25 protein-coding genes and 1 pseudogene are annotated in these 20,214 nt (G+C 73.3%); 10 read left to right on the top strand and 16 right to left on the bottom strand.

The genetic code is table 11. The annotated features are described in order from the left end of the window. Positions 1 to 140: 140 nt before the first annotated feature. Both GBN72_RS00130 and GBN72_RS00135 read right to left on the bottom strand, forming a co-directional pair. Positions 141 to 1,364: an oxygenase MpaB family protein gene (locus GBN72_RS00130; RefSeq protein WP_151769550.1), complete on the bottom strand. Its 1,224-nt coding sequence runs from the start codon at positions 1,362 to 1,364 to the stop codon at positions 141 to 143. Positions 1,365 to 1,385: 21 nt separating this feature from the next. Beyond that, entirely contained in the window at positions 1,386 to 2,621 is a 1,236-nt protein-coding gene (locus GBN72_RS00135; protein WP_151770844.1) for an oxygenase MpaB family protein, read from the bottom strand. A gap of 203 nt (positions 2,622 to 2,824) precedes the next feature. Here GBN72_RS00135 and GBN72_RS00140 point away from each other — a divergent pair, with 203 nt between their 5' ends. From GBN72_RS00140 to GBN72_RS00150, 3 genes are all read left to right on the top strand, one after another. Further along, entirely contained in the window at positions 2,825 to 3,472 is a 648-nt protein-coding gene (locus GBN72_RS00140; protein ID WP_151769551.1) for a TetR/AcrR family transcriptional regulator, read from the top strand. A 332-nt stretch (positions 3,473 to 3,804) separates the two neighbouring features. Next, complete coding sequence (locus tag GBN72_RS00145; RefSeq protein ID WP_151769552.1) at positions 3,805 to 5,622, top strand: AMP-dependent synthetase/ligase; 1,818 nt, start codon at positions 3,805 to 3,807, stop codon at positions 5,620 to 5,622. A 56-nt stretch (positions 5,623 to 5,678) separates the two neighbouring features. Further along, a complete protein-coding gene (locus GBN72_RS00150) occupies positions 5,679 to 6,302 on the top strand; it encodes a TetR/AcrR family transcriptional regulator (protein WP_246212180.1) in 624 nt (207 codons plus the stop codon). Between the two features lie 81 nt (positions 6,303 to 6,383). Here the strand turns inward: GBN72_RS00150 and GBN72_RS00155 are convergent. Further along, a pseudogene (locus GBN72_RS00155) lies at positions 6,384 to 6,647 on the bottom strand (ATP-binding protein); the annotation flags it as partial. On the opposite strand from GBN72_RS00155, the gene GBN72_RS34925 reads away from it, so the two are divergent. The 3 genes from GBN72_RS34925 to GBN72_RS00165 all read left to right on the top strand — a co-directional run bounded on the left by GBN72_RS34925 (position 6,537) and on the right by GBN72_RS00165 (position 7,987). Further along, positions 6,537 to 6,782, top strand: coding sequence for a hypothetical protein (locus GBN72_RS34925; RefSeq protein ID WP_246212181.1), 246 nt, complete (start codon positions 6,537 to 6,539; stop codon positions 6,780 to 6,782). The pseudogene GBN72_RS00155 and the gene GBN72_RS34925 sit on opposite strands and share 111 nt — an antisense overlap. A gap of 141 nt (positions 6,783 to 6,923) precedes the next feature. Continuing rightward, positions 6,924 to 7,787 (top strand): helix-turn-helix domain-containing protein, encoded by an 864-nt coding sequence (locus GBN72_RS00160; protein WP_151769553.1) that lies wholly within the window; start codon positions 6,924 to 6,926, stop codon positions 7,785 to 7,787. Continuing rightward, on the top strand, positions 7,784 to 7,987 hold the full coding sequence (locus GBN72_RS00165; protein ID WP_151769554.1) for a DUF397 domain-containing protein: 204 nt from the start codon (positions 7,784 to 7,786) through the stop codon (positions 7,985 to 7,987). The genes GBN72_RS00160 and GBN72_RS00165 overlap by 4 nt, the downstream gene beginning before the upstream one ends. Before the next feature lie 18 nt (positions 7,988 to 8,005). On the opposite strand, the gene GBN72_RS00170 is transcribed toward GBN72_RS00165, so the two are convergent. Both GBN72_RS00170 and GBN72_RS00175 read right to left on the bottom strand, forming a co-directional pair. After that, complete coding sequence (locus GBN72_RS00170; RefSeq protein ID WP_246212182.1) at positions 8,006 to 9,229, bottom strand: hypothetical protein; 1,224 nt, start codon at positions 9,227 to 9,229, stop codon at positions 8,006 to 8,008. 46 nt (positions 9,230 to 9,275) lie between these two features. Beyond that, on the bottom strand, positions 9,276 to 10,466 hold the full coding sequence (locus GBN72_RS00175; RefSeq protein ID WP_151769555.1) for a hypothetical protein: 1,191 nt from the start codon (positions 10,464 to 10,466) through the stop codon (positions 9,276 to 9,278). A gap of 256 nt (positions 10,467 to 10,722) precedes the next feature. On the opposite strand from GBN72_RS00175, the gene GBN72_RS00180 reads away from it, so the two are divergent. Continuing rightward, a complete protein-coding gene (locus GBN72_RS00180) occupies positions 10,723 to 11,520 on the top strand; it encodes an AfsR/SARP family transcriptional regulator (RefSeq protein ID WP_151769556.1) in 798 nt (265 codons plus the stop codon). Here the strand turns inward: GBN72_RS00180 and GBN72_RS00185 are convergent. From GBN72_RS00185 to GBN72_RS00235, 11 genes are all read right to left on the bottom strand, one after another. After that, the gene (locus tag GBN72_RS00185) at positions 11,468 to 12,034 is read right to left on the bottom strand and encodes a M23 family metallopeptidase (RefSeq protein WP_246212183.1); all 567 of its coding nucleotides are present in this window, start codon (positions 12,032 to 12,034) and stop codon (positions 11,468 to 11,470) included. The genes GBN72_RS00180 and GBN72_RS00185 overlap by 53 nt on opposite strands. A gap of 88 nt (positions 12,035 to 12,122) precedes the next feature. Then, positions 12,123 to 12,410, bottom strand: a complete 288-nt coding sequence (locus GBN72_RS00190) for a gas vesicle protein K (RefSeq protein ID WP_151769557.1) — start codon at positions 12,408 to 12,410, stop codon at positions 12,123 to 12,125. Positions 12,411 to 12,441: 31 nt separating this feature from the next. Next, a complete protein-coding gene (locus tag GBN72_RS00195; protein ID WP_174887051.1) occupies positions 12,442 to 12,693 on the bottom strand; it encodes a gas vesicle protein in 252 nt (83 codons plus the stop codon). After that, complete coding sequence (locus GBN72_RS00200) at positions 12,690 to 13,619, bottom strand: GvpL/GvpF family gas vesicle protein (RefSeq protein WP_151769558.1); 930 nt, start codon at positions 13,617 to 13,619, stop codon at positions 12,690 to 12,692. The genes GBN72_RS00195 and GBN72_RS00200 overlap by 4 nt, the downstream gene beginning before the upstream one ends. After that, the gene (locus GBN72_RS00205) at positions 13,616 to 14,020 is read right to left on the bottom strand and encodes a gas vesicle protein (protein WP_439959719.1); all 405 of its coding nucleotides are present in this window, start codon (positions 14,018 to 14,020) and stop codon (positions 13,616 to 13,618) included. The genes GBN72_RS00200 and GBN72_RS00205 overlap by 4 nt, the downstream gene beginning before the upstream one ends. Further along, positions 14,017 to 15,132 carry an SRPBCC family protein gene (locus GBN72_RS00210; protein WP_151769560.1) on the bottom strand — a complete coding sequence of 372 codons (1,116 nt, stop codon included), beginning with the start codon at positions 15,130 to 15,132 and terminating at the stop codon, positions 14,017 to 14,019. Before GBN72_RS00210 ends, GBN72_RS00205 begins: the two co-directional genes overlap by 4 nt. A gap of 5 nt (positions 15,133 to 15,137) precedes the next feature. Further along, positions 15,138 to 15,803, bottom strand: a complete 666-nt coding sequence (locus GBN72_RS00215; protein WP_151769561.1) for a hypothetical protein — start codon at positions 15,801 to 15,803, stop codon at positions 15,138 to 15,140. After that, entirely contained in the window at positions 15,800 to 16,087 is a 288-nt protein-coding gene (locus GBN72_RS00220) for a gas vesicle protein GvpG (protein ID WP_151769562.1), read from the bottom strand. The genes GBN72_RS00215 and GBN72_RS00220 overlap by 4 nt, the downstream gene beginning before the upstream one ends. A gap of 4 nt (positions 16,088 to 16,091) precedes the next feature. Then, positions 16,092 to 16,919, bottom strand: coding sequence for a GvpL/GvpF family gas vesicle protein (locus tag GBN72_RS00225; RefSeq protein ID WP_151769563.1), 828 nt, complete (start codon positions 16,917 to 16,919; stop codon positions 16,092 to 16,094). Positions 16,920 to 16,921: 2 nt separating this feature from the next. Continuing rightward, positions 16,922 to 17,530: a gas vesicle protein GvpJ gene (gene gvpJ / locus GBN72_RS00230; RefSeq protein WP_164540294.1), complete on the bottom strand. Its 609-nt coding sequence runs from the start codon at positions 17,528 to 17,530 to the stop codon at positions 16,922 to 16,924. Positions 17,531 to 17,562: 32 nt separating this feature from the next. Beyond that, positions 17,563 to 17,889 (bottom strand): gas vesicle protein GvpO, encoded by a 327-nt coding sequence (locus tag GBN72_RS00235; RefSeq protein WP_151769564.1) that lies wholly within the window; start codon positions 17,887 to 17,889, stop codon positions 17,563 to 17,565. 152 nt (positions 17,890 to 18,041) lie between these two features. Here GBN72_RS00235 and GBN72_RS00240 point away from each other — a divergent pair, with 152 nt between their 5' ends. The 3 genes from GBN72_RS00240 to GBN72_RS00250 are packed head-to-tail and all read left to right on the top strand — an operon-like array spanning position 18,042 to position 20,205. After that, positions 18,042 to 18,608, top strand: coding sequence for a DUF2243 domain-containing protein (locus GBN72_RS00240; protein WP_151769565.1), 567 nt, complete (start codon positions 18,042 to 18,044; stop codon positions 18,606 to 18,608). Beyond that, positions 18,608 to 19,525 (top strand): cytochrome c oxidase assembly protein, encoded by a 918-nt coding sequence (locus tag GBN72_RS00245; protein WP_151769566.1) that lies wholly within the window; start codon positions 18,608 to 18,610, stop codon positions 19,523 to 19,525. Before GBN72_RS00240 ends, GBN72_RS00245 begins: the two co-directional genes overlap by 1 nt. A gap of 14 nt (positions 19,526 to 19,539) precedes the next feature. Continuing rightward, complete coding sequence (locus GBN72_RS00250) at positions 19,540 to 20,205, top strand: dienelactone hydrolase family protein (RefSeq protein WP_151769567.1); 666 nt, start codon at positions 19,540 to 19,542, stop codon at positions 20,203 to 20,205. The last annotated feature ends 9 nt before the right edge of the window (positions 20,206 to 20,214 follow it).

The following is a 20,214-nucleotide window of genomic DNA, read 5'->3' on the forward strand; positions in this document are numbered from 1 at the left end:
GCAAGGGGGCGTCGTGTGGGGATGTCGTGCCCTGCGAGGCGGTCCGGGGCGCGGGGCCCCGCCGGTGGAGGCGGCGGAGCCCCGCGCCCCGGTGGAAGCGGGCGAGCGGGCGAGCGGGCGGCGGTGGAGCGGGCCGGCGCTCAGGAGGGGCGGTTGGCGTCCGGGATCTCCAGGTGGATGGGCCGGCCCTCCGCCATGAAGAGGAGCACGAACTTGCGCAGCGCCTCCTCCAGCACCCAGGCGATGGACGGGATCCCCGGCAGCGGGATCAGGCCCTCGCGGAAGGCCACCACCAGCGGCCACGCGGCCGCGACGATCGGCTTCAGGATCGGCTCGCGGTCCAGGCCGATCTTGTCGCCCACGTCGTCGCCGACGATGTAGCGGGAATACGCGTTGATCAGCGGCTCGGTGAGCCCGGCGTCGACCTCGGCGATGATGCCCAGGAGCGCGTCGGTGAGCGCCACGCCCTCGGGGGTGCGGGCGATGATCGGGTCGAGCACCTGCCGGGACTGGGCGTTGGCGTCCGCCCAGGTCGCGGGGATGTACTCGTCCTTGATGCCGAGCATGTGGGCGGAGACCTGCCACACGTGCAGGAAGCCCTCCGACTCGGCGGTCGTCATCGGGACCTTCCACTTCAGGAGGGTCTTCATGACGTACGTGGGGAGGCTGTGCCAGGTGACCATCATGTCGGCCTGGCTGATCGGGATGGTCTGGCCGCCGCTCGTCTGCGACCAGCCGGGGGACTGCGGCAGCAGGTGCCGCACGGCCGCGTGCACCAGGCGGGTCCGCACCGAGGTCGCGATCATGCCGCCCTGCGGCTGGTAGGCGTACCGGTCGCCGACGTCGTAGCCCAGCTGGGCGGTCTTGGCCACCCGGTCCTTCATGTCGGCGCCGCCCTTGGAGTAGTACACGGCGCGCGCCTCGCGCGGGATGGCGGTGCTCAGCAGGCCGCTGCCCAGGCCGTACAGGGCCCCGGTGTACAGCCCCTTCCTCCGGGTGAACTCGACCGCCGCCTGCAGCTTGGCCGGGTTCGCCCAGGCGGGCATCTTCCGGGCCTCCTCCATCCAGACCCCGAGGTCCGTGGGGAGCCCGGAGGGCAGCGGCTGGTCGTTGCGGACCCAGTCCCGCAGCAGGTCGTTGACCATGGGGACCTGGCCGCGCCGGATGACGTCGGCGACGATCGCGTCGACCTCCTCGTCCCACACCCACTCGGGGTCGACGCCCGCCCCGCTGCCCGCCACGGACCCGGTCGGGGACCAGGTCCACAGGGACCGGGCGCGGGCCGGGGACGCCAGGCTCAGCGCGCCGAAGGCGCCCAGCGAGCCGCCCGCCAGCAGTAACCTGCGCCGGTTGATGTCAGCCATGTGTGCATGCCTCCTGGGTTGTCACGGGTTGGTGGGGCGGTTGGTGTCGGGGATGTCGATGTGCGTGCCCTGTCCCTTGGTCAGGTAGAAGAGGATGTACTGGCGGATGGCCTCGTCGACCGTCCAGGCGAGCGGCGGCACCAGCGGAAGCGGGATGAGCTTCTCGCGGAAGGCCACCAGCGCCGGCCAGGCCGTCCTGATCGCCCCCTCCCAGAACGGCTCCCGGGGGATGCCGTCCATGTCGGCGATCTCGTCGCCGACGAGGTACCGGGCCAGGGCGTCGCACAGGGGGCGGTCGATGCCGCCGGGGCTGGTCTGCTCGGCGAGCTGGCCCAGCAGGATGTCGGTCAGCTCGACGCCCTCCGGGGTCGAGGCCAGGATCGGCTCCAGCACCTGCCGGTACTGGGAGTTCGCGTCCGCCCAGGTGGCGGGGATGTACTCGTCCCGGATGCCGAGCATGTGCGCGCTGACCTGCCACAGGTGCAGATACGCCTCCTTGTCGGCGGCGGGCATCGGCACCTTCCACTCGAGCATCTTGCGCATCGCGTAGGTGGGCAGGCTGTGCCAGGTGACCATCATGTCGGCCTGGCTGATCGGGATGGTCTGGCCGCCACTGGTCCGCGACCAGCCGGGGGACTGCGGCAGCAGGTGCCGCACGGCCGCGTGCACCAGGCGCGTCTTGACCGACTCCACCACCACCTTGCCGTCGGGCCGGTAGGCGTTCAGGTCGCCGACGGCGAAGCCCAGGAGGCTGGTCTTGGCGACCCGGTCCTCCATGTCGGCGCCGCCCTTGGAGTAGTAGACGGCGCGCGCCTCGCGGGGGATGGCGGTGCTCAGCATGCCGCCGCCCACGCCGTTGAGCAGGTTGAGGTAGATGCCCCGGCGCCGGTTGAAGTCGGCCGCCAGCTCGAGCTTGGACCGGTCGGCCCACGAGGGCAGCCGGCGGGCCTCCTCCATCCACTCCCGCACGTCGGCCGGCAGCGCGGCGGGCAGCGGCTGGTCGTTGCGGGTCCACGTCCGCAGCGCCTCGTTCACCCGGGGGACGTCGCCCCGGTCGATCACGGCGGCGACCAGCTGGTCGACCTCCTCGTCCCACACCCATTCGGGGTCGACGCCCGCCCCGCTGCCCGCCACCGATCCGGCCGGCGACCAGGTCCACAGGGACCGGGCCTTCGCCGGTGACGCAAGGCCCAGCGCCCCCAGCACCCCCAGGGCACCGCCCGCGGCCAGCACGCCGCGTCTGCCGAGTCCGTCCATGACTCCCAGCTCCTCCTCGAGTCCGCGGTCACGCACGCACCGATTTGGTATCCTGATACACGATGCGTATCCGTGTACCTCCCTAGAGGAGCACAACGGAGGCCGGAACGCCAGAGGTTCAACAGCACCAAGGAGGAACCCGTGGACACGGCGAACCCGAGCGCCTGGGCGAAGGCGCGCGTGCACCCTGTACGGTCGGCCCCATGACCACCCCGGACGCCCCGTCGCTGCTCGAGATCGCGTTCACCGAGGCCGTCCAGGGCGCGGACCCGGAGGACGAGACGGCCGCACGCCTGCTCGACGCCGCCTACGAACAGTTCTGCCGCATGGGCATCAAGCGGTCCACGATGGCCGACGTGGCCAAGCTCGCGGGGGTCTCGCGCATCACCGTCTACCGCCGGTTCGCGAGCAAGGACGTCCTGGTCGAGCAGGTGGTGCGCCGCGAGTTCCGGCGGTACTTCGACCAGTTCGTCCACGACATCCAGGGCGCCGAGACCGTCGCCGACCGGGTCGTGATCGGCTTCGTCAGCTCGCTGCGCGCCATCCGCCGCAACGCTCTCATCGGCGGCCTGATGACCGTCGAGCCGGACGCCGTGGTGCCGTCCATGACCAGCGACGGCGGCCGCACGCTGGCCGCGGTGCGGCAGTTCCTCGCCGGCGGCCTGCGGCGGGAGCAGCTCGCCGGCAACGTCTCGGAGGGCGTCGACGTCGATCTGGTGGCCGAGATGATGGTCCGGATCTCCGCGTCCTTCCTGGTCATCCCCAGCCACGTCGTCGACATCGAGGACGACGAGCGGATGCGCGAGGTGGCCCGGCGGTTCCTGGTGCCGATGCTCGAGCCTCCGCGCTAGCGGCGGGGCGGGCGCCGGGGCGGCGGGCGCCGCAGGCGGGCGGGCCGGCCGTCGCCGGTGCTCTGTCGCCGGCGTCCGTCGGCCCGTCCGTGGGCCCGTCCGGGGACTTTCCCCTGCCCGCCGTGCCCGGTGGGAGGCTGGAGCAGGCCGTCCGTTGGCGCCCTGTCAACGGATTCGTGGCGACCATCTGCCGTGTCGCTGGGGCGAGTTGACTTCTTCCCGTCGTCCCACGGGCGGTTCGTGCGCGGCCTATTGACACCCGGCCAACTACGGGTCCACGGTGGGCCCCGCTCGAGGAGTCCGCTCACGGTTCGCGATGGAGGGAGCCCGCCGTGGCCACAGCAGAGCAACTGCGACAGTCCGTCGAGGGGTTGACCATTCCCAGGCTGCTGCGGCGCAACGCCGGGCAGTTCGCCGCACTTCCCGCACTCACCACAGGCATCGGCCCCGAGGAGGGGACGCTGACCTGGTCCCAGCTGCGCGCCGAGGTCGCCGCCCTCACCCGCGGACTCGCCGCACTCGGTCTCCGGCAGGGCGAGCGGATGCTCATCGCGATGTCGAAGCGGGCCGAGCACTGGGTCGCCGACCTGGCGGCCATCCATCTCGGCGCCCTGTCCTGTTCCACGTACGACACCCTCAGCACCGAGCAGATCCGCTTCGTCGCGCGGCACAGCGCGGCCACCGTCCTCGTCCTCGAGGGCGAGGAGCAGATGCGGCGCTGGGGTCCGGTGCTGGACGACCTGCCGCATCTGCGGGCCGTCGTCGTCCTCGACTGGAGCGCCGCCCCGGAGGGCGACGGGCGGTTCGTCAGCTACCAGGCCGTACGCGGCGGGGTGAAGCCCGACGAGGCCGCCTTCGAGGCCCTCACCGAAGCGGTCACCACCGACCAGCCGATGACCGTGGTGTACACCTCGGGCACCACCGGTGACCCGAAGGGCGTGGTGCTCACCCACCGCAACGTCATCCACGAGTCGTTGATGCAGGACCAGCTCGTCGCCGTCCCCGAGCACCCCCGGACCCTCGCGTACCTGCCCATGGCGCACATCGCCGAGCGGGTCCTCGGCATCTACCTGCCGATCTGCAACGCCGGCCACGTCACGATCTGCCCGGACCCAGCTCAGCTCCTGCCCGGACTGCTCCAGGTGCGCCCGCACGGGTTCTTCGGCGTCCCCCGGGTCTGGGAGAAGCTCGCCGCCGGCCTGGAGGCCAGGCTCGCCACGCTGACCGGGGAACGGGCCGAGGCCGTGGAGCAGGCGCGCAAGCTCGCGCTGGAGACGTTCCGCCTGCGCTCCGAGGGCCGGCGGGTCCCCGAGGACGTCGCCGCCTCGCTGCGTCGGCTCGACGAGGAGGTGCTGCTCTCGATCCGCGCCGCTGTCGGGTTCGACGACTGCCGCCGCGCCTTCAGCGGTGCGGCGCCGATCCCCACCGCCGTCCTGGAACTCCTGGCGAGCGTCGGCCTCGCCGTGTACGAGGTGTGGGGGCTGAGCGAGACCACCGGCGCGGCCACGGTCGGCGTCCCCGACGCGTTCGCCCTGGGCGCCGTCGGACGCCCGGGTCCCGGCATCGAGGTCAAGGCCGCCGAGGACGGCGAGCTGTTCGTCCGCGGCCCCGTGGTGGTGCCCGGCTACCTGAACCCGCAGGGCGGCGTCGACCCGGCGACCGACGCGGAGGGCTGGCTGCCCACCGGTGACCTCGGCGCGGTGGACGAACGGGGCATCGTCTCCGTCACCGACCGCAAGAAGGAGATCATCATCACCGACGGGGGCAAGAACGTCGCCCCCACCCGGGTGGAATCCCTGCTGCGCGCGCACCCCCTGATCGCCCAGGCCGTCGCCGTCGGCGACCGGCGGCCGTACATCACCGCGCTGCTGGTGCTGGACGAGGAGACGGCCCCGCGGTGGGCCGAGGCACACGGGATCGACGCCGACGGCCTGGACGAACTGGCCCGCCACCCCGAGGTGCTCGCCGCCGTCGACGCCGCGGTCGCCGAGGCCAACGCCAGGCTCTCCCGCCCGGAGCAGGTGAAGAGGCACCGCGTGCTGGCCGGCCCCTGGACCGCGGAGTCCGGGGAGCTGACGCCCAAACTGAGCCTGCGGCGACGGGACATCGACCGGCTGCACGCCGCGACGATCGAGTCGATGTACACGTAGGTCCGTCCTCGGCGGCACCTCGCCGCCGAGGACACGGCAACGGGAGGGATGAGGGCATGGACGGTCGGCGCCAGGCACCACGACGCAGGATGGACCCGGACGCCCGCCGGGCGGAGATCCTGGCCGTCGCCCGCGGGCTGTTCGGGGCGAAGAGCTACGCCACGGTGTCCACCTCGGACATCGCGGCCCGGGCCGGGGTGGCCCGGGCGCTGATCAACCACTACTTCGGCGGCAAGCGGCAGCTGTACCTGGAGGTGGTGCGGCAGATGATGGTCGTGCCGGCCTCCGTCTCGGAGCGGCTGCCGCCCACCACCGCCGAGGAGCGGGTCTCGATCTGCGTCGACCGGTGGCTCGAAGTCGTCGAACGCAACCGGGAGATGTGGCTCTCCGCGATCGGACTGGAAGCCCTCGGCAACGACCCCGAGATCGACCGGATCATGCTCGAGGCCGACGAGATCGCCACCGACCGGGTCCTCGAGGCGGCGATGATGACCGACGTGGTGGAAGGCCGGGAGAAGCTGCGGGCGATGATCCGCGCCCACAGCGGCATGCTCAAGGCCGCCTCCCGCGAGTGGCTGGTGCGCGGCACGCTCGGCCGCAGCGATCTGCACGTCATGCTGACGCGCACCGTGCTCCACCTCGTCGACACGGTCTTCCCGGCCGTGCGGGACGACGCGTGACGGGGTGTCCCCCAACCGGAGGGTGGCCCACACCGTCTTCCCGCCCGGATGGTACGGCCGGACGCCCCAGTCGTCCGCCAGCGCCTCGACGAGGAACAGGCCGCGCCCTGACGTGCCGTCCGGGTCCGCCCGCGGCACGGGCGGGCGGTCGCCCCGGGCGTCGGTGACCTCGATCCGGAGCTCGGCGGCGTCCAGCAGGAGCGTGAGCCGGGCCCCACGGCCACGCACCCGGCCGTGCAGGGCGGCGTTGGCCGCGAGTTCGGCGACGAGCAGGGCGGCGGTCGGAATCAGGCCGTCACCGGCCGGCAGGTGCGTGCCGAGCCAGCGTTCGGCGGCACGGCGCACGGCGTGCGCACCGCGCGGGGTGGCGGGGAAGAGCGTGCCGAAGCGCGGCGGCCGCGCGGCCGGCCGGGGGCGGTGGACAGCGGTTCCGGATTTCTCGTTCACCTCACCGAGAGTGACGTGATGGATCTACTGTGAGGAGCATCCGGGCCGGTACCGACGGCCACTGTCCGGCGGCGCCGAGCGATCTGTCCGGACGGGCGGCCGGGTTGTCCGGGTGTCCGGGCGTGCTTGCCGTTCGTCACGCTCGGTGATCAGTGGAGCAAGGTGGTGGCAGGGATGGCAGCGGGAGTCGGAGTGAACACGGAGGACCCGGCGGCCTCGGACGAGGCGGCGGACCTGTTCCGGGCGGTCGGCCGCCAGCTCAAGGCCGCGAGGGAGCGGGCGGGGCTGGGGCAGCGGGAGTTGGGCAGGCGGCTGGGATACAGCGAGGAACAGATCTCCTCCCTGGAGCGCGGGCGGCGCACACCGCAGCCGGAGTTCCTGCGGGCGGCGGACGAACTGCTCGGCTGCGGCGGCCTGCTGGCCGTCGCCGCGGAGGACGTGGAGCGGGCGAAGACGCGTCGGCGGGTGAGGCATCCGGAGTGGTTCCGCGACTACGCGGAGCTGGAGGGCAAGGCGGTCGAGCTGTGCTACTTCGCCAATCAGGCCGTCCCCGGCCTGTTTCAGACGGAGGCGTACGCGCGTGCCGTCTTCTCCAACCGTCAGCCCTACTTCGACGAGGAGACCATCGAGCAGCGTGTCACTGCACGGCTCGCCCGGCAGGAACTGCTGACCAAGTGGCCGCCGCCGAAGGTGACGGCCGTGGTGCAGGAAGCGGTGCTGCGGCAGTCCTTCGGCGGACCCACGGTCCAGCGTGAGCAGTTGCGGCATCTGGTGCAGGTGGGTGGCCTGCGGCACGTCGAGATCCAGGTGATGCCGATGAGCAGCGAGGAACACGCGGGAATGGGCGGCCCGTTCACCATGCTCGAACTCAAGGACAGGCCGCGCATGGCATACCTGGAGGTCCAGCACGTCAGCCGGCTGGTCACCGAGCCCGAAGAGGTCCGGGTGCTGGCCGCGAAGTATGGCAGCATCCGAGGGCAGGCGCTTTCCACCCACGAATCCTTGCGCCTTGTCGAGAAGTTGCTGGGAGACCTATGAACACCGAACAGCCCGCAGGGCTCCGCTGGTTCAAAAGCACCTACAGCGGCGACGAGGGCGGCGAATGCGTCGAGGTCGCCGTCGACCGGGCCGCGATCCACGTGCGGGACTCCAAGGCGCGCGGCGGCCCCCGGGTCGCCTTCGGGCGGAACGCGTGGGCCGGGTTCGTCGCCGTGGTGGGCCGGGGCCGTTCCGACTGAGAGGGCCGGGCGCCTGGTTCAGTCCTGCCAGTGGAAGAGCAGCGTGTCGACGGGCAGGGGCTTCCTGCTGCCGAAGTAGTAGACGCACAGGCCGGTGACCGGGATCGCGGCGAGTGACGTGTCGATCCAGCGGAAACCGGCGGACATCAGGGCGTCGCGGGCGGCGGGGGCGGCCGCGCCCCCGGAACCCGAGGTGGCGAAGCGGCCGAGCGTGCTGATGAGCACGGTGTCGTCGCCGCAATCGATCAGGTCGTAGGTGCCCTCTCCCTGCTGGTGGTACTCGTCGGCGGAGACCGGGCGGCCGGGCTCGAGACCCGCCGCGGTGAGGGCGCGCACGGCGCGGTGAAGCTGTGCCCGGTGGTCGACCGGGGGCGGCGGGGCGGTGCAGAGGGCTTCCAGCCGCCAGCGGGGGTCGGTGCTCCGCTCGCAGTGCCAGGGCGCGTACCGGTGGACGATCGCCCGGCGGATCTCCTCGTCCAGGCCGGGCACCTCCACCCGCGGGCGCCCCAGCGACTCGTAGACCGCACGCGGCTCGTCCACGTCCTCGGTGAGGCGGTACAGGGCGAACGCGGCCCAGAGCTTCGCGTCGGTCGTGGGCGCCCGGTGGAGGTGGGCGCGAAGCCGTTCGGGGTCCGTCAGGTACTCCTGGGCCTCGAAGGCCACCCCGGGGTCGGGGTCCGCCATGCCGTCGGACACGTCCTCGCCGGCACGGTGCCGGATCCGGAGGTGGGCGGCCCGGTCCTCCGGCCGCTCGGTGCCGAGCTCGGCCCGGATCGCCTCGTCCCCGTACCGGGCGGCCAGCGCGTCCAGCCCCGCCTCCCCGGCGGCCCGCCGGACGGGGGCGAACGCGAGGGTGGCCAGTTCGCGTGCCGCCGAGAGGTCGCCGAGCCGTCCGCGTGCCTGGAGGATCGCCGGGGACATGCCGTAGCCCGTCTCCCGCAGCCGGTCCTCATGGCACAGCCACGGCAGCAACTCCGCCCGTTCGGACAGGACCTCCAGCAACGCGGTGCGGACCTCGGGGGTGTCCCCGGTGTCCCGGACGCGGGCGGACAGTTCGGCGACGTGCGCGTCGGGCACCCGCCCGGCCAGGGCGGCGGCGCAGGCCCTGCGCCGCCACCACGGATGCGAGGGATGCGCGACGTACGCCGCGAGCTCCCCCGCGTCGACCGTCCGCAGGGCGTCCATGTCGGCCTGCCCCGCCGCCGGAACGAGTGCTTCCAGGCCGTCCACCATGCCGTCCATCCCGCGGATCCTAGTGACCGGGGAGGGACGGCGGGGGACGGTCCGGTCAGCAGATGGACTGGCTGCTGTTGACCAGCGTGTTGTTGCGGAACGTCGTGTTGGTGCCGCAAGGGCTCTCACGGATCGCGGAGTTGGTCACCGTCAGGTTCTGGACCCAGATGTCCGCGTTGTTCGGGAACTCCGTGCGCGCCGCGAGGCGGATCTCGCCGCCGCCGCTGACCGTGCCGCTCTGGGCGGCGAGGGTCACGTTGTAGCAGTTCTCGATCAGCACGGCGTTGTTGCCGGTGTTGGAGATGTTCACCCGGTCGATGACCGCGCCGCCGCTCTCCGAGACGCAGAAGACGCCGCGCCCGCCGCCACGGGCCACCACCTCGCCCACCCGGATGTTGGTCGGGTACGAACTGCCCACCCGGCCGTTGCGGTTGGCCATCCGGAAGGCCGCGTAGCCGGTGCCGGTGCCGGCGTTCTCCGCGTCGACCTTGGTGACCGTCGCGTTGATGGTCTGGTTGAGCAGCAGGCCCGACTCGCCGACGTTGCGGGCGGTGACGGTGCCGACGGTGAGGCCGTCGACGCCGTACGTCTCGACGGCGTGGCTGGAGGCGCCCGAGACGTAGACGTTGTCGATGCGGATGTTGCGGCTCCACTGGCTGGTGTCGCCCCGGTTGTCGATCCGCACGCCCAGGCCGGAGGACAGGCGCATGTCGATCTGGCCGAGGACCACGTTCTGCACGTTGCGCATGAAGATGCCGTACAGCGGGGCGCCGGTCACGTTGAGGTGCTGGACCTCCACGTCCCTCGTGCCGCGCGAGTACACCGGCGCCTGGTCGCCGGAACCGCTGCCGGTGACGTTGATGGTGCCGCAGACGTCCAGGGTGGTGTAGCTGGGCAGCGAGATGCGGGAGCCGGCCGACATCGAGCCGGAGCCGCGGACGACCACGCGCTCCTTGTACGTGCGGTTCGCGGTGAGGCTGCTCACGGCCGCCTGCACGGCGGCGCGCAGATCGCTGCCGGTGTACACCGTCGAGGAGCCCCGACGGGCGGTCCAGGTGCTTCCGTTGAGCACGGCCTCGGCCTGGTAGGACCCTTCCCCGCAGGCCGCGGCCGCGGAAACGGACGACGCCAGGACGGCGGGGGCCTCGGCCTCGGGCGCGGCCACCGCCGCGGCGGTGGTGGTGAGGGCCAGTGCGGCGGCGGCGAGGGCGCCGGTGCGGCGGCGCTCGGGTCCACGCCTGCCCAACAAACCCTTGAATAACGGAAGTTCTGATCGGCTTCCCATGAGGAGGATCTCCGCTCGGTCGGCGCACCGGCCCGGGGGGAACCGGTGCGTACGTTTGTGGGGATGGTGAGTCTGCTGAGGGCGCGGGGGCAGCGTCAATGGCATGTTGAGACAGGCTGGGGGAGCGCGGCCGGGGAAGTCCTGTTCCGGATGTGTCCGGCGTCGTTACGCTGCCCCGGTCACGGAGGATCCGGGGGCGCGGCATGGGGGCAGGCGGATGAGGGAGCCGACGTTCGGCATATTGGGCCCGCTGCAGATCAGAGGCGTCGCAGCGCGGAGCTGCGTCCCGCTCGGAGGACCCAAGCCGCGGGCCGTCCTGGCCACGCTGCTGCTGCGTCCCGGCGCGTTCGTCTCGCTCGACACTTTGACCGAAGTGCTGTGGCCGCAACGGCCGCCGCGTTCCGCCGTCGCCAACCTGCGCACCTATGTACGCGCGTTGCGCGGCGCGCTGGCCGCGGCGGGGGTGGACACCACGGGGCTGCGCACCCGCCACGGCGGCTACGTCCTCGACGTGCCCCCGCTCGACCACGACCTGCTGCTCTTCGAGAGACGCGTGGACCGGGCGCGGACCGCGCGGAACGCCGGGCAGCACGCCGCCGCGTTGCGGGGCTACCTGTCGGCGCTCTCCCTGTGGCGCGGCGGCGTCCTGCAGGACCTGCCGGGCAGTGTGCTGTGGGACCCCGTCCTGACCCGTGCCGAACAGCTGCGGACCGTCGTCCAGGACGAGTCGCTGCGCCTGCGGCTGGTCACCGGTGACCACGGTCCGCTCGTCGCCGAGCTGCGCACCCGGATCGCCGCCGACCCGCTGCGCGAGGACCTGTGGCAGCTGCTGGTGAGCGCGCTCGACCGCGCCGGCCGCACCGCCGAGGCCCGCGTCGCCTACGCCGACGCGCGGCGGCTGCTCGCCGCCGAGCTCGGCGTGGCCCCCGGCGAAGCCCTCAGGGCCGCGGGCGAGGCCCTGTTCAGCAGCCGTTCGTACTGGTCTGGTAGCGCACCAGGTAGTCGTTCCAGGTGACTCCCTGGACGACGGCGACGACGACCGAGCCGTCGTGGATCTGCTCGTAGTGCAGATGCGGCGACAGGGAGTACAGCGCGGACGTCGCCCCCACCTTGCCGATCAGCTGCCCGCGGTCGACGGTGTCGCCCTTCTGCACGTCCCGGCTCTGGAGGTGGGCGTAGCGGGTCCGCCACCCGTCGCCGTGACCGATCACGACGGTGTTCCCGTACCCGGTGTCGGTGGCGTAGTAGGAGGACAGCACGGTCCCCCCGGCGCTGGCCAGGACCCGGCGGCCGAGGTCGTCGGGGTTGCCCGCGGCGTCGTAGTGGTTCCAGTCGATGGAGTGGGCGGGACTGTGGCCGTCCCAGTTGCTGCCGCGCCAGGACTGGTCGCAGACGAACGGCATCCGGAACGCCGGCCGGGCGGCGTCCGCGTCCGCGGCGGCCGGAGAGCCCTGGAGCAGGGCGGTGACCATCGTCAGACCCGCCAGCGCGGCGGGCAGGGAGCGTGCGGTGAATCCTCGTCTCGCCATGGATCCTCCCGTGGTGGTGGGGATGATCCGGCGATTGAAGGAGGCCGGCATACAAAGGCCGTACAAGACGGCCCGCGGGCCGACGGGGTCAGAGCAGCGAACCCAGCGGCCCGAGGTCCAGGTTGAGGTCGTCGCGGGTCAGGCCGTGCCGGGCGCAGAGGTCGTCCATGCGCTGGTCCAGGAGCATCAGGGCGGTGCCGAGGCGGTCCTCCTGCTCGGGAGTGAGCGTGCCTTCCTCGAAGCGGCGGACCGCCTGCTTCTCCATGAGCTGGTGGAGCAGTTCGACCACGGTGAGGACGAGTTGGGCCAGGCCGTCGGCGACCTTCTCCGGATCGAGGTCGAGCGTTCCGTCGCGGGGGGCGGGCGGTGGGTTCACGAAGGTCCTCACAGGGGGTTCACGAAGGTCCTCACAGGGGACCGCTGTCGGCCCAGGGGGAGGGGACGCGCGAGGAGACCGAGCAGAGCAGGGCGTGCAGCGAGACGCGCACCAGCGGGACGTCGGCGATGGCCAGGACCAGGTCGCCGCTGACCACCACGCCCGCGCCGAGCACCCGGTCGAGGAGGTCGACCAGGGGGAGCCCGATCGGGGCGTACGGCTCGTCACCGTCCCACGGAACGGGGGGCGGCAGCCCGTCCTCCCGGGCGTCGGGCAGGATCACGGCGCCCCCGTTTTGGGGACACCGGCGACACCCGCGCCCGCCGTCACCCCGGCCGTGGCCTCCGGCGTGGCCACCGCCATGGCCTCCGGCTCGTCGAGGCGGGCGAAGGAGTAGGGGATCCACGGTCCGGAGCTGGTGATCTCCACCTCGCGCAGGCGTTCGTCGGCGCGGAGGCGTTCCAGCGCGGCCGTGAACTCGCGGTGGCGGGCGTCGTCGACCAGGTACGCCGCGTTGAGGAGCTGGGGGGCCCTGCGGCCGGTCAGCCGCTCGCTCTGCGGGCGGTGGGCGGTGGCGTCGACGGCGTACCTCCGCAGCGTCAGGTCGACGGTGCGGGCCACGGCCCGGGCCGTCTCGTGCAGGTCGCGCCGCGACCGCTGCCGTGCGCTCGCCCGGCTGAGGTAGCTCCTGCCGCCGGCCGCGCCGCTGCCTCCGCTGTCACCGGTGCCGCCCGTGCCCGTGCCGCCCGGGGCCGCGCGCGCGGCGGCGGGCGGCGCCGGGGAGCCGGCCGGCTCCCCGGGGGCGGCGTGCACCTTGACGGCCCACTCGGTCCGGCCGGTCAGCCGCCGGAACACCGCGAGGACCGCCTCCTCCCGGGCGGCCACGGCGGCGACCGCGTTGTCGTCGCTCAGGTAGACCGTCGCCATCGGCAGCGGCACGACCGGCCCGCAGGGCGCCCCGGCCGCCACGCCACGGTGATGGGCGAGGGCACAACGCCGCAGGTCCCCCGGCCGGTTGAGCCGGTCGGCCAGCGTGCGCTCGTCGAAGTCGGCGGCCGGGACGTCCTGCACGATCAGGTGCACCGCCCCGGCCCGCAGGGCCCGCAGCGGGCCGCCGCCGGAGTGCCCGGCGACGGCGGACAGCGCCTCGTCCGGCGGACGGGCGGCGCACAGGGCGAAGAGATAGGTGACGGTGTCGCTGCTGCTCATCGGACGCGGTTCTCCGGGGTGCTCTCCGTGGGCGTGGACCTGGTCGTGGGTGTGGACGGGCTGCCGCTCCCGCCCTCCAGGCGGCTCTCCAGGGCCGCCAGACGTTCGCGGAGCATCTCGTTCTCCTCGGTGAGGGCGTCCCGCGCGGCACGCGAGGACATCGCCGGGTCGGTCTCCCACCAGTCGATGCCCGCTCTCTTCGCCGTGTCGACGGAGGCGATGAAGAGGCGGAGTCGGATGGTGAGGAGCTCGATGTCCAGCAGGTCGATCTTGATGTCGCCGGCGATGACGACGCCCTTGTCGAGGATCCGTTCCAGCAGGTCGGCGAGGGTGCTGTTGTTGGGGCCCGGGACGTACACGGTCGTGTCCTCCGGGTCCGCCCAACCGGACACGTCCGTCACGGTGCTCCCCGCCGGTCACGGCGACGTCGTCGCCGGCCGCCGCCACGGCCGTCGTCGCGATCCGCGTTCCGCGGCTCCTCGTCGTCCCCGTCCTCTTCCTCTTCCTCGTCCTCGTCGAGGTCCTCCTCGTCGTCGCCGTACTCGCCCTCCTCCTCGTCCTCCTCGCCGTAGGGCTCGTCGTCCTCGTACTCGTCCTCGTCCTCCTCGTCCTCGTCCCGCTCCTCCGCCTCGCGGGCCTCCTCGTCCTCCATCGCCTCCTCGTGGCTGCGGACCACCTCGCCCTCGCGGATCTCGCCGCGCCAGCCCTCCAGCTCCTCGTCGCCGTGGAGCGTCACGTGCCGGGCGAAGTGCTTGAGGTCCAGACGGAGGCGTCGGCCCTGGGCGCGCCACAGGTTGCCGGTCTTCTCGAAGAATCCGGCCGGGTAGTACTCGACCACCACCACGATGCGGGTGAGGCGAGGGGCGAGCTCGTGGAAGGTGACCGCGCCCCGGGTGCTGCCCTTGGCGCCCTCGGAGGTCCACATGATGCGGTCGTCCGGGATCTGCTCCTCGACGGTGGCCTTCCAGCTCCTGCTGGACGGGCCGATCTTCAGGTTCCAGTCGGAGGTGATCTCGTCCTTCTGGCTCACCCCGCGGACACCCTTGGTGAAGCCGCTGAACTCCTCGAACTGCGTCCACTGGTCGTACGCGGTGCGCAACGGGACGGCCACGTCGAGGACTTCGACGATGTTGGTGGCCTTGAGGCCACCGCCGCCGCCCTTCCCGCCGCCACCTCCGCCACCGCCACCGCCACCGCCCGTGAGTTTGTCCTTGACGGTGTCCTTCACGCCTTTGGCCTTCTCCGACAGCATGGCCTTCGCCGGGGACTCTCCCTTGATCACCCGTCCGGCCACGGCCCCCAGGCCGCCGGCCTTGCCGGCCTTGCCGCCCACGCCGTCCGCCGCGTCGAGGAGGCGGTCGGTGACGCCGCCGAGCCGGTCGCCCGCCTTCGAGACCAGACTGCTGCCCAGGGCGCCGATCAACTCGCCGAAGGCGTCCTTGAGTTCGTCGAACGGGAGCCCCTCGTCCTGGTGGTCCCGGCCGCCGCCGCGTTCCTGACGTCCGTTCGTCATGTCGCTCACTTCCCTCGCCGAGTGCCGGACCCGGAGCCGGACTTGGTGGCAGCTCTCTTCTTGACCGCGGCGTTGGCCACCGAGGGACCCGTCGACGCGGCGCGGCGGACCGTGGCCCGGCGCGCGGTGCCCCGGTCGGCCACGGACGACCGCAGGCCCGCGGACCCCGCCGAGGTCCGCCGCCTCGGCGTGCCCGCGGCAGGCTTCCCGTCCGGCTCGTCGTCGTCCTCGTCGTAGGCGTCGTCCCGGTCGTACGCGTCCTCGTCGTCCTCGTCCGCCTCGTTCACGGGCTCCTCGTCGTACGCGGAGTCGTCGTCGGCGTACGCGTCGTCCTCGTCCCGGTCCCCGCGGCCCGCCCCGCCGGACAGGCGTTCGCCGCGGTCACGCAGGGAGTCGCTGAGGTCGAGGAGCTTGCGGCGGGCGGCCGCGGTGACCGCCGAGCGGCCGGCGTTCAGCACCTCGTGGCGCACCTGGTCGGTGAGGTCCTGGAACTGCGGGGTCTCCCGCAGCTTGGACAGGCCCTGCGTGGCGAGCTGGGAGGGCGACATGCTGAAGCGCCGCCCCGCCAGGTAGGTGCCGACGGCCAGGGCCAGCTTGGCCTTCTTCGTGCGGCCCAGGAGATATCCACCGGCGACGGCGGCGGCCATCGCCGCCTTGCAGTTCTGGTTCATCGAAGTCCCTCGGGAGTACGGGTGCGAGCGGGAGTGGTGGGGCGGCCGCCCACGCGGCGGACAGGGTCCTCCAGCAGCCTCAGGAGGCGGTCCTCCTCCTTCTCGAAGGCCGCCTCGTCGATGGCGCCCTCGTCCAGGGCGCGGTGCAGCGCCGCCAGCCTCGCCTGCACCAGACGCGGGTCACGGGCCTGCCGCTCGGCCTCGCGGGCGAGCTGGTCGGCGATCCACACCGTCCCCCGGACCGGGGCGAGGGGCAGCAGCAGGATCTCGGTCAGAAGTCCCACGCCCCTACCTCCCCGCCGAGCCGGGAGCGGACGTGACGGTGGCGCGCGGGGCGGTGACGGCGGTCGTGGGAGCGTCCACGAAGCTGTAGCAGGGCAGCGGCCCGGTCAGAGCGAGCGCGATCCGCGCGCCGTGACGCAGTGCCTGCTCCTCCACGGCCTGCCGGAAGCGCTCCTCCGCGTCCGCGGGCACCAGGAAGGAGGCGCTGAGCACGACGGTGTCGTCCACCTCGCCCCGTGCCGTGCGGGTGGCCAGCGTGGCGAGACGGGAGTGCACCTCGCGCGCCGCGCGCTCCGCCTCCCTGGTGACCGCGCGGGACAGCGCCTCGCCCAGCCGGACGTTGGCGTCGTAGTCGGGACGGCGGCGGGTCCGCCGGGCCAGCGCCCGCAGCTTGTCGTCGCGGCGGACCAGGTCCTCGAAGCAGCCGGGCACCGTCGTGCCCTTGACATTCATCTCGACGCAGCCCTGGATCCGGTCCAACTGCGCCTCGAAATGGCAACGTTGCTCCCGCAGGTACGACGCAAGCGTGTCCTGGTCCTGGGCGAGCACGGCGAACCGCATGGGCAGGACCGGGCCCTGCCGGGCCAGTTCGCCGAGCACCGTCTGGTGCGCCAGCAGATGCCGGCGGCGGGCCCGGATCTCGGCGGGGGCCGCGGAGACCGCGGCGGACAGCCCCGAGGAGGTCAGCAGCCGGACCTCGGCGCCGTCCACACCCCGGGCGAGGGGAACCGGGACGCCGGCCGGGGCGATGCCGTAGACGTAGAGGGGCCCGGTGCCGGCCGGCGCTCCGGCGGCGGAGGACCGGGAGGGGGGCGCGAAGGGTGCGGTGGCCACGGTCAGTCCTCCGAACGGCGCCGGGCACGCGGCCGGTCGCGGTCGCGGTCACGGTCACGGTCGCGGTCACGATCGCGGCCGCGGTCGCGGTCCCTGGAGGCGCCCGTCGGCCGGCGGCGGCCCTCCTCCGGCCGGCGGCGCCGCTGCGGCCGAGGGCTCTCCTCGTACGCGTACTCCTCCTCGCCGAGCTCGTCCCCCGCGTACCCGGCGTCCCGGTCGTCCCGGTCGTCGCGGTCCTGCTCACCGTCGGTTCCGAGGACCCCGCGCACCTTGTCGCCGAGGGACCGCCCCGCCTTGCGCGCGCCCGCCTTCGCGGCCGTCCTGCCCACCGCCCCGCCGCCGCCGAAGAGTTCCGGCACGGTCTTGCTGCGCGAGGTGCGCTCCAGGTCGAGCCGGTTGCAGGCCTCGGCGAACCGCAGGTAGGTGTCGACGCTCGCCACGACGATCCGGGCGTCGATCTTGATGATCTCGATGCCCACCAGGGAGACGCGGACGAAGACGTCGATGACCATGCCGCGGTCGAGGATCAGGTCCAGGACGTCGTAGAGGGTGCCCGCGCGCGGTACACAGGCGAGTTCGTCGGCGTACGGGGACGGGGTCACGACGGTCATGTGGCGTTCCTCTCGGAAGGGGGTACGGCCGCCTACTGGTCGGCGCCCCCGCGCCGGTAGCGAGCGGTGCGGCAGTACTGGAGCATCCGGCCCCCGGCGTCCAGTTCCACCTCGTAGGACGCGAGCAGGCTGGTGGTGTCGGGGATGCGGGCCAGTTCCAGCACGTCCAGCACGACGGTCCAGCCGCCGTCCTCGGTCCTGCGGACCGCCGACACGCCTTCCTGGGGGTGATGGACGAGTTCCGCCAGGCCGTCGGCGGCACATCGCGCCGCGTCGGCCGCGGTGCGGACCTTGCGTTCCCGCGGCGCGCGCCGGGTGGCCGTGGCCGAGGCGCGTCGCCGCTCACCGTTGTCTGCCATGGACCCACTCTCACCGCAGGTCCGCCCCGACGCGTGCGCAGTTGGGCCGTCCGGGTCGCCGGGCGCGGGCGGGAGATTCGCAGAAGACCGGGAGGGAAGCCGTGTCCGGAGCGCCGGTCACGCCCGGACGACGGAACGGACGGAAAACACCCATGGCCCCGGAAGACGACGCGCGGCCGCACGCCGCGACACCCAGCAGCCTCCGGCTGCCGGGAATCCTGCTGGGGGCGGGACTCGGAGGGTTCGTGGACGGGATCCTCCTGCACCAGATCCTCCAGTGGCACCACCTGCTCAGCAGCACCGACCACGACCGCATCGGCGTCAGGTACTACGACCCGAGGACCGTTCCGGGTCTGGAGATGAACACGGTCTGGGACGGCTTCTTCCACGCGCTGTGCTGGGTCCTGGTCCTGGCGGGCCTGGCCGTCCTCTACGGGAGGGTGACGCACGAGCGGCGGGCGGTGTGGACCTCGCGGGTGCTGTGGGGCTGGGTGCTGTCCGGCTGGGGCCTGTTCAACATCGTCGAGGGCCTGCTGAACCATCAGATCCTCGGCATCCACCACGTCCGTTCCGGTGAGCACCAGGCGTGGTGGGACGCCGGCTTCCTGGTGCTCGGCGTCCTGCTCGTGACCGCCGGCCACCTGCTGCGGCGCGGTGGCCGTCCCTTCGACCCGAGCGCCCCGCGCGGTGCCGCGCGGGCCGCCGGAGGCCGCGCCTGATGGACCACGGGCAGCACCACCACGGCGGCGGCGCCCCCAGCCTGCTGGAGCCGGCGCTCACCGTCCTCGTCCTGGCCGCGCTCGCCTGCGGCTATCTGCTCGCCGTGCGGCGGGCCCGGCGCCGCAACCCCGTCCAGGGCTGGAACGTCCGGCGCTCGGCGTCGTTCCTCGGCGGACTCGCGCTGCTCGCCCTGGCGCTGCTGCCGCCGCTGGGACCGGCCGCGCACTCCGACTTCCGCGCGCACATGACCCAGCACCTGATCATCGGCATGTACGCGCCGCTCGCACTGGTGCTGGCCGCGCCGGCCACCCTCCTGCTGCGCGCGCTCCCCGCACCCCACGCCCGCCGGCTGACCGCCGTACTGCACAGCCCGCCCGTCCGGGTGGTGACCCACCCCGCGGTGGCCCTCCTGCTCGGCACGGGCACGCTGGCGCTGGTCTACTTCACCCCGCTGTACGAGGCGGCCACGGCGCACCCGGCCGGCCACCGGCTGCTGCACCTGCACTTCCTCGCCTCCGGCTGCCTGTTCGCCCACGTGATCGCCGGGCCCGACCCGGCGCCCGCCCGCCCCGGCGTGCGGGCCCGCCTGGTCTGGCTCGGCGTCGCGATCGCCGCGCACGCCCTCGTCTCCCAGGCCCTCTACGGCGGGTTCCACGTCCAGGTCGACGCTCCGGCCGTCCAGCTCCGGCAGGGCGGCGAGATCATGTACTACGGCGGGGACCTCGCCGAGCTGCTGCTGGCCGGCGCGCTGGTGGCGACCTGGCGGCCCGAACGCCGGGCCACCGGCCGGGCCCGGGGAGTCACCGGCGGCGCGCGGCGATTGACCCCACGGCCCGCGGGCTACCCGGAGGAACGACAGAGCCCGGGGGAGAGGCCGGTGCGGTCCGCCCCGCTCCCCGGGCGCCGGACGGCCTGAGGAGATGAGCGGGCATGGTGGCCGAATCCGTCGAGGTCCCCTCGGGGGGCGTGCGGCTGGACGGTGATCTCGCCGTCCCGCCCGACGCCCGCGGCGTCGTCCTCTTCGCGCACGGCAGCGGCAGCTCACGCCACAGTCCCCGCAACCGCGCGGTCGCCGAGGGACTGCGCGGGGCCGGGTTCGGGACGCTGCTGATGGACCTGCTGACGCCGGCCGAGGAACTCGAGGACACCGCCACCGCCCGGCTCCGCTTCGACATCGCCCTGCTGGCCGGGCGGCTGGCCGACGCCGTCGACCTGCTGGGGGCCCGGACGGACACGGCGGACCTGCCGGTGGGCCTGTTCGGGGCGAGCACCGGGGCGGCGGCCGCCCTGGTGGCGGCCGCCGAACGGCCCGGACGGGTCGCCGCGGTGGTCTCCCGGGGCGGCCGGCCGGACCTCGCCGGTGACGCCCTGGCCCAGGTCACCGCACCGGTCCTGCTCGTGGTGGGCGGCGACGACGGAACCGTCCTCGACCTCAACCGGCAGGCGGCCGGGCGGCTGCGGGCCGTCCACGGGATCCACGTCGTCCCCGGCGCCACCCATCTTTTCCCCGAGCCCGGAGCGCTGGAAGAGGTCACCCGGGCCGCCGCCGGCTGGTTCCAGGAGCACCTCACGGACCACCGGCCGCCCGCCGGGTGAGGCCGCGCG

It is taken from the genome of Streptomyces abyssomicinicus (assembly GCF_008974245.1).
Classification (GTDB): domain Bacteria; phylum Actinomycetota; class Actinomycetes; order Streptomycetales; family Streptomycetaceae; genus Streptomyces; species Streptomyces abyssomicinicus.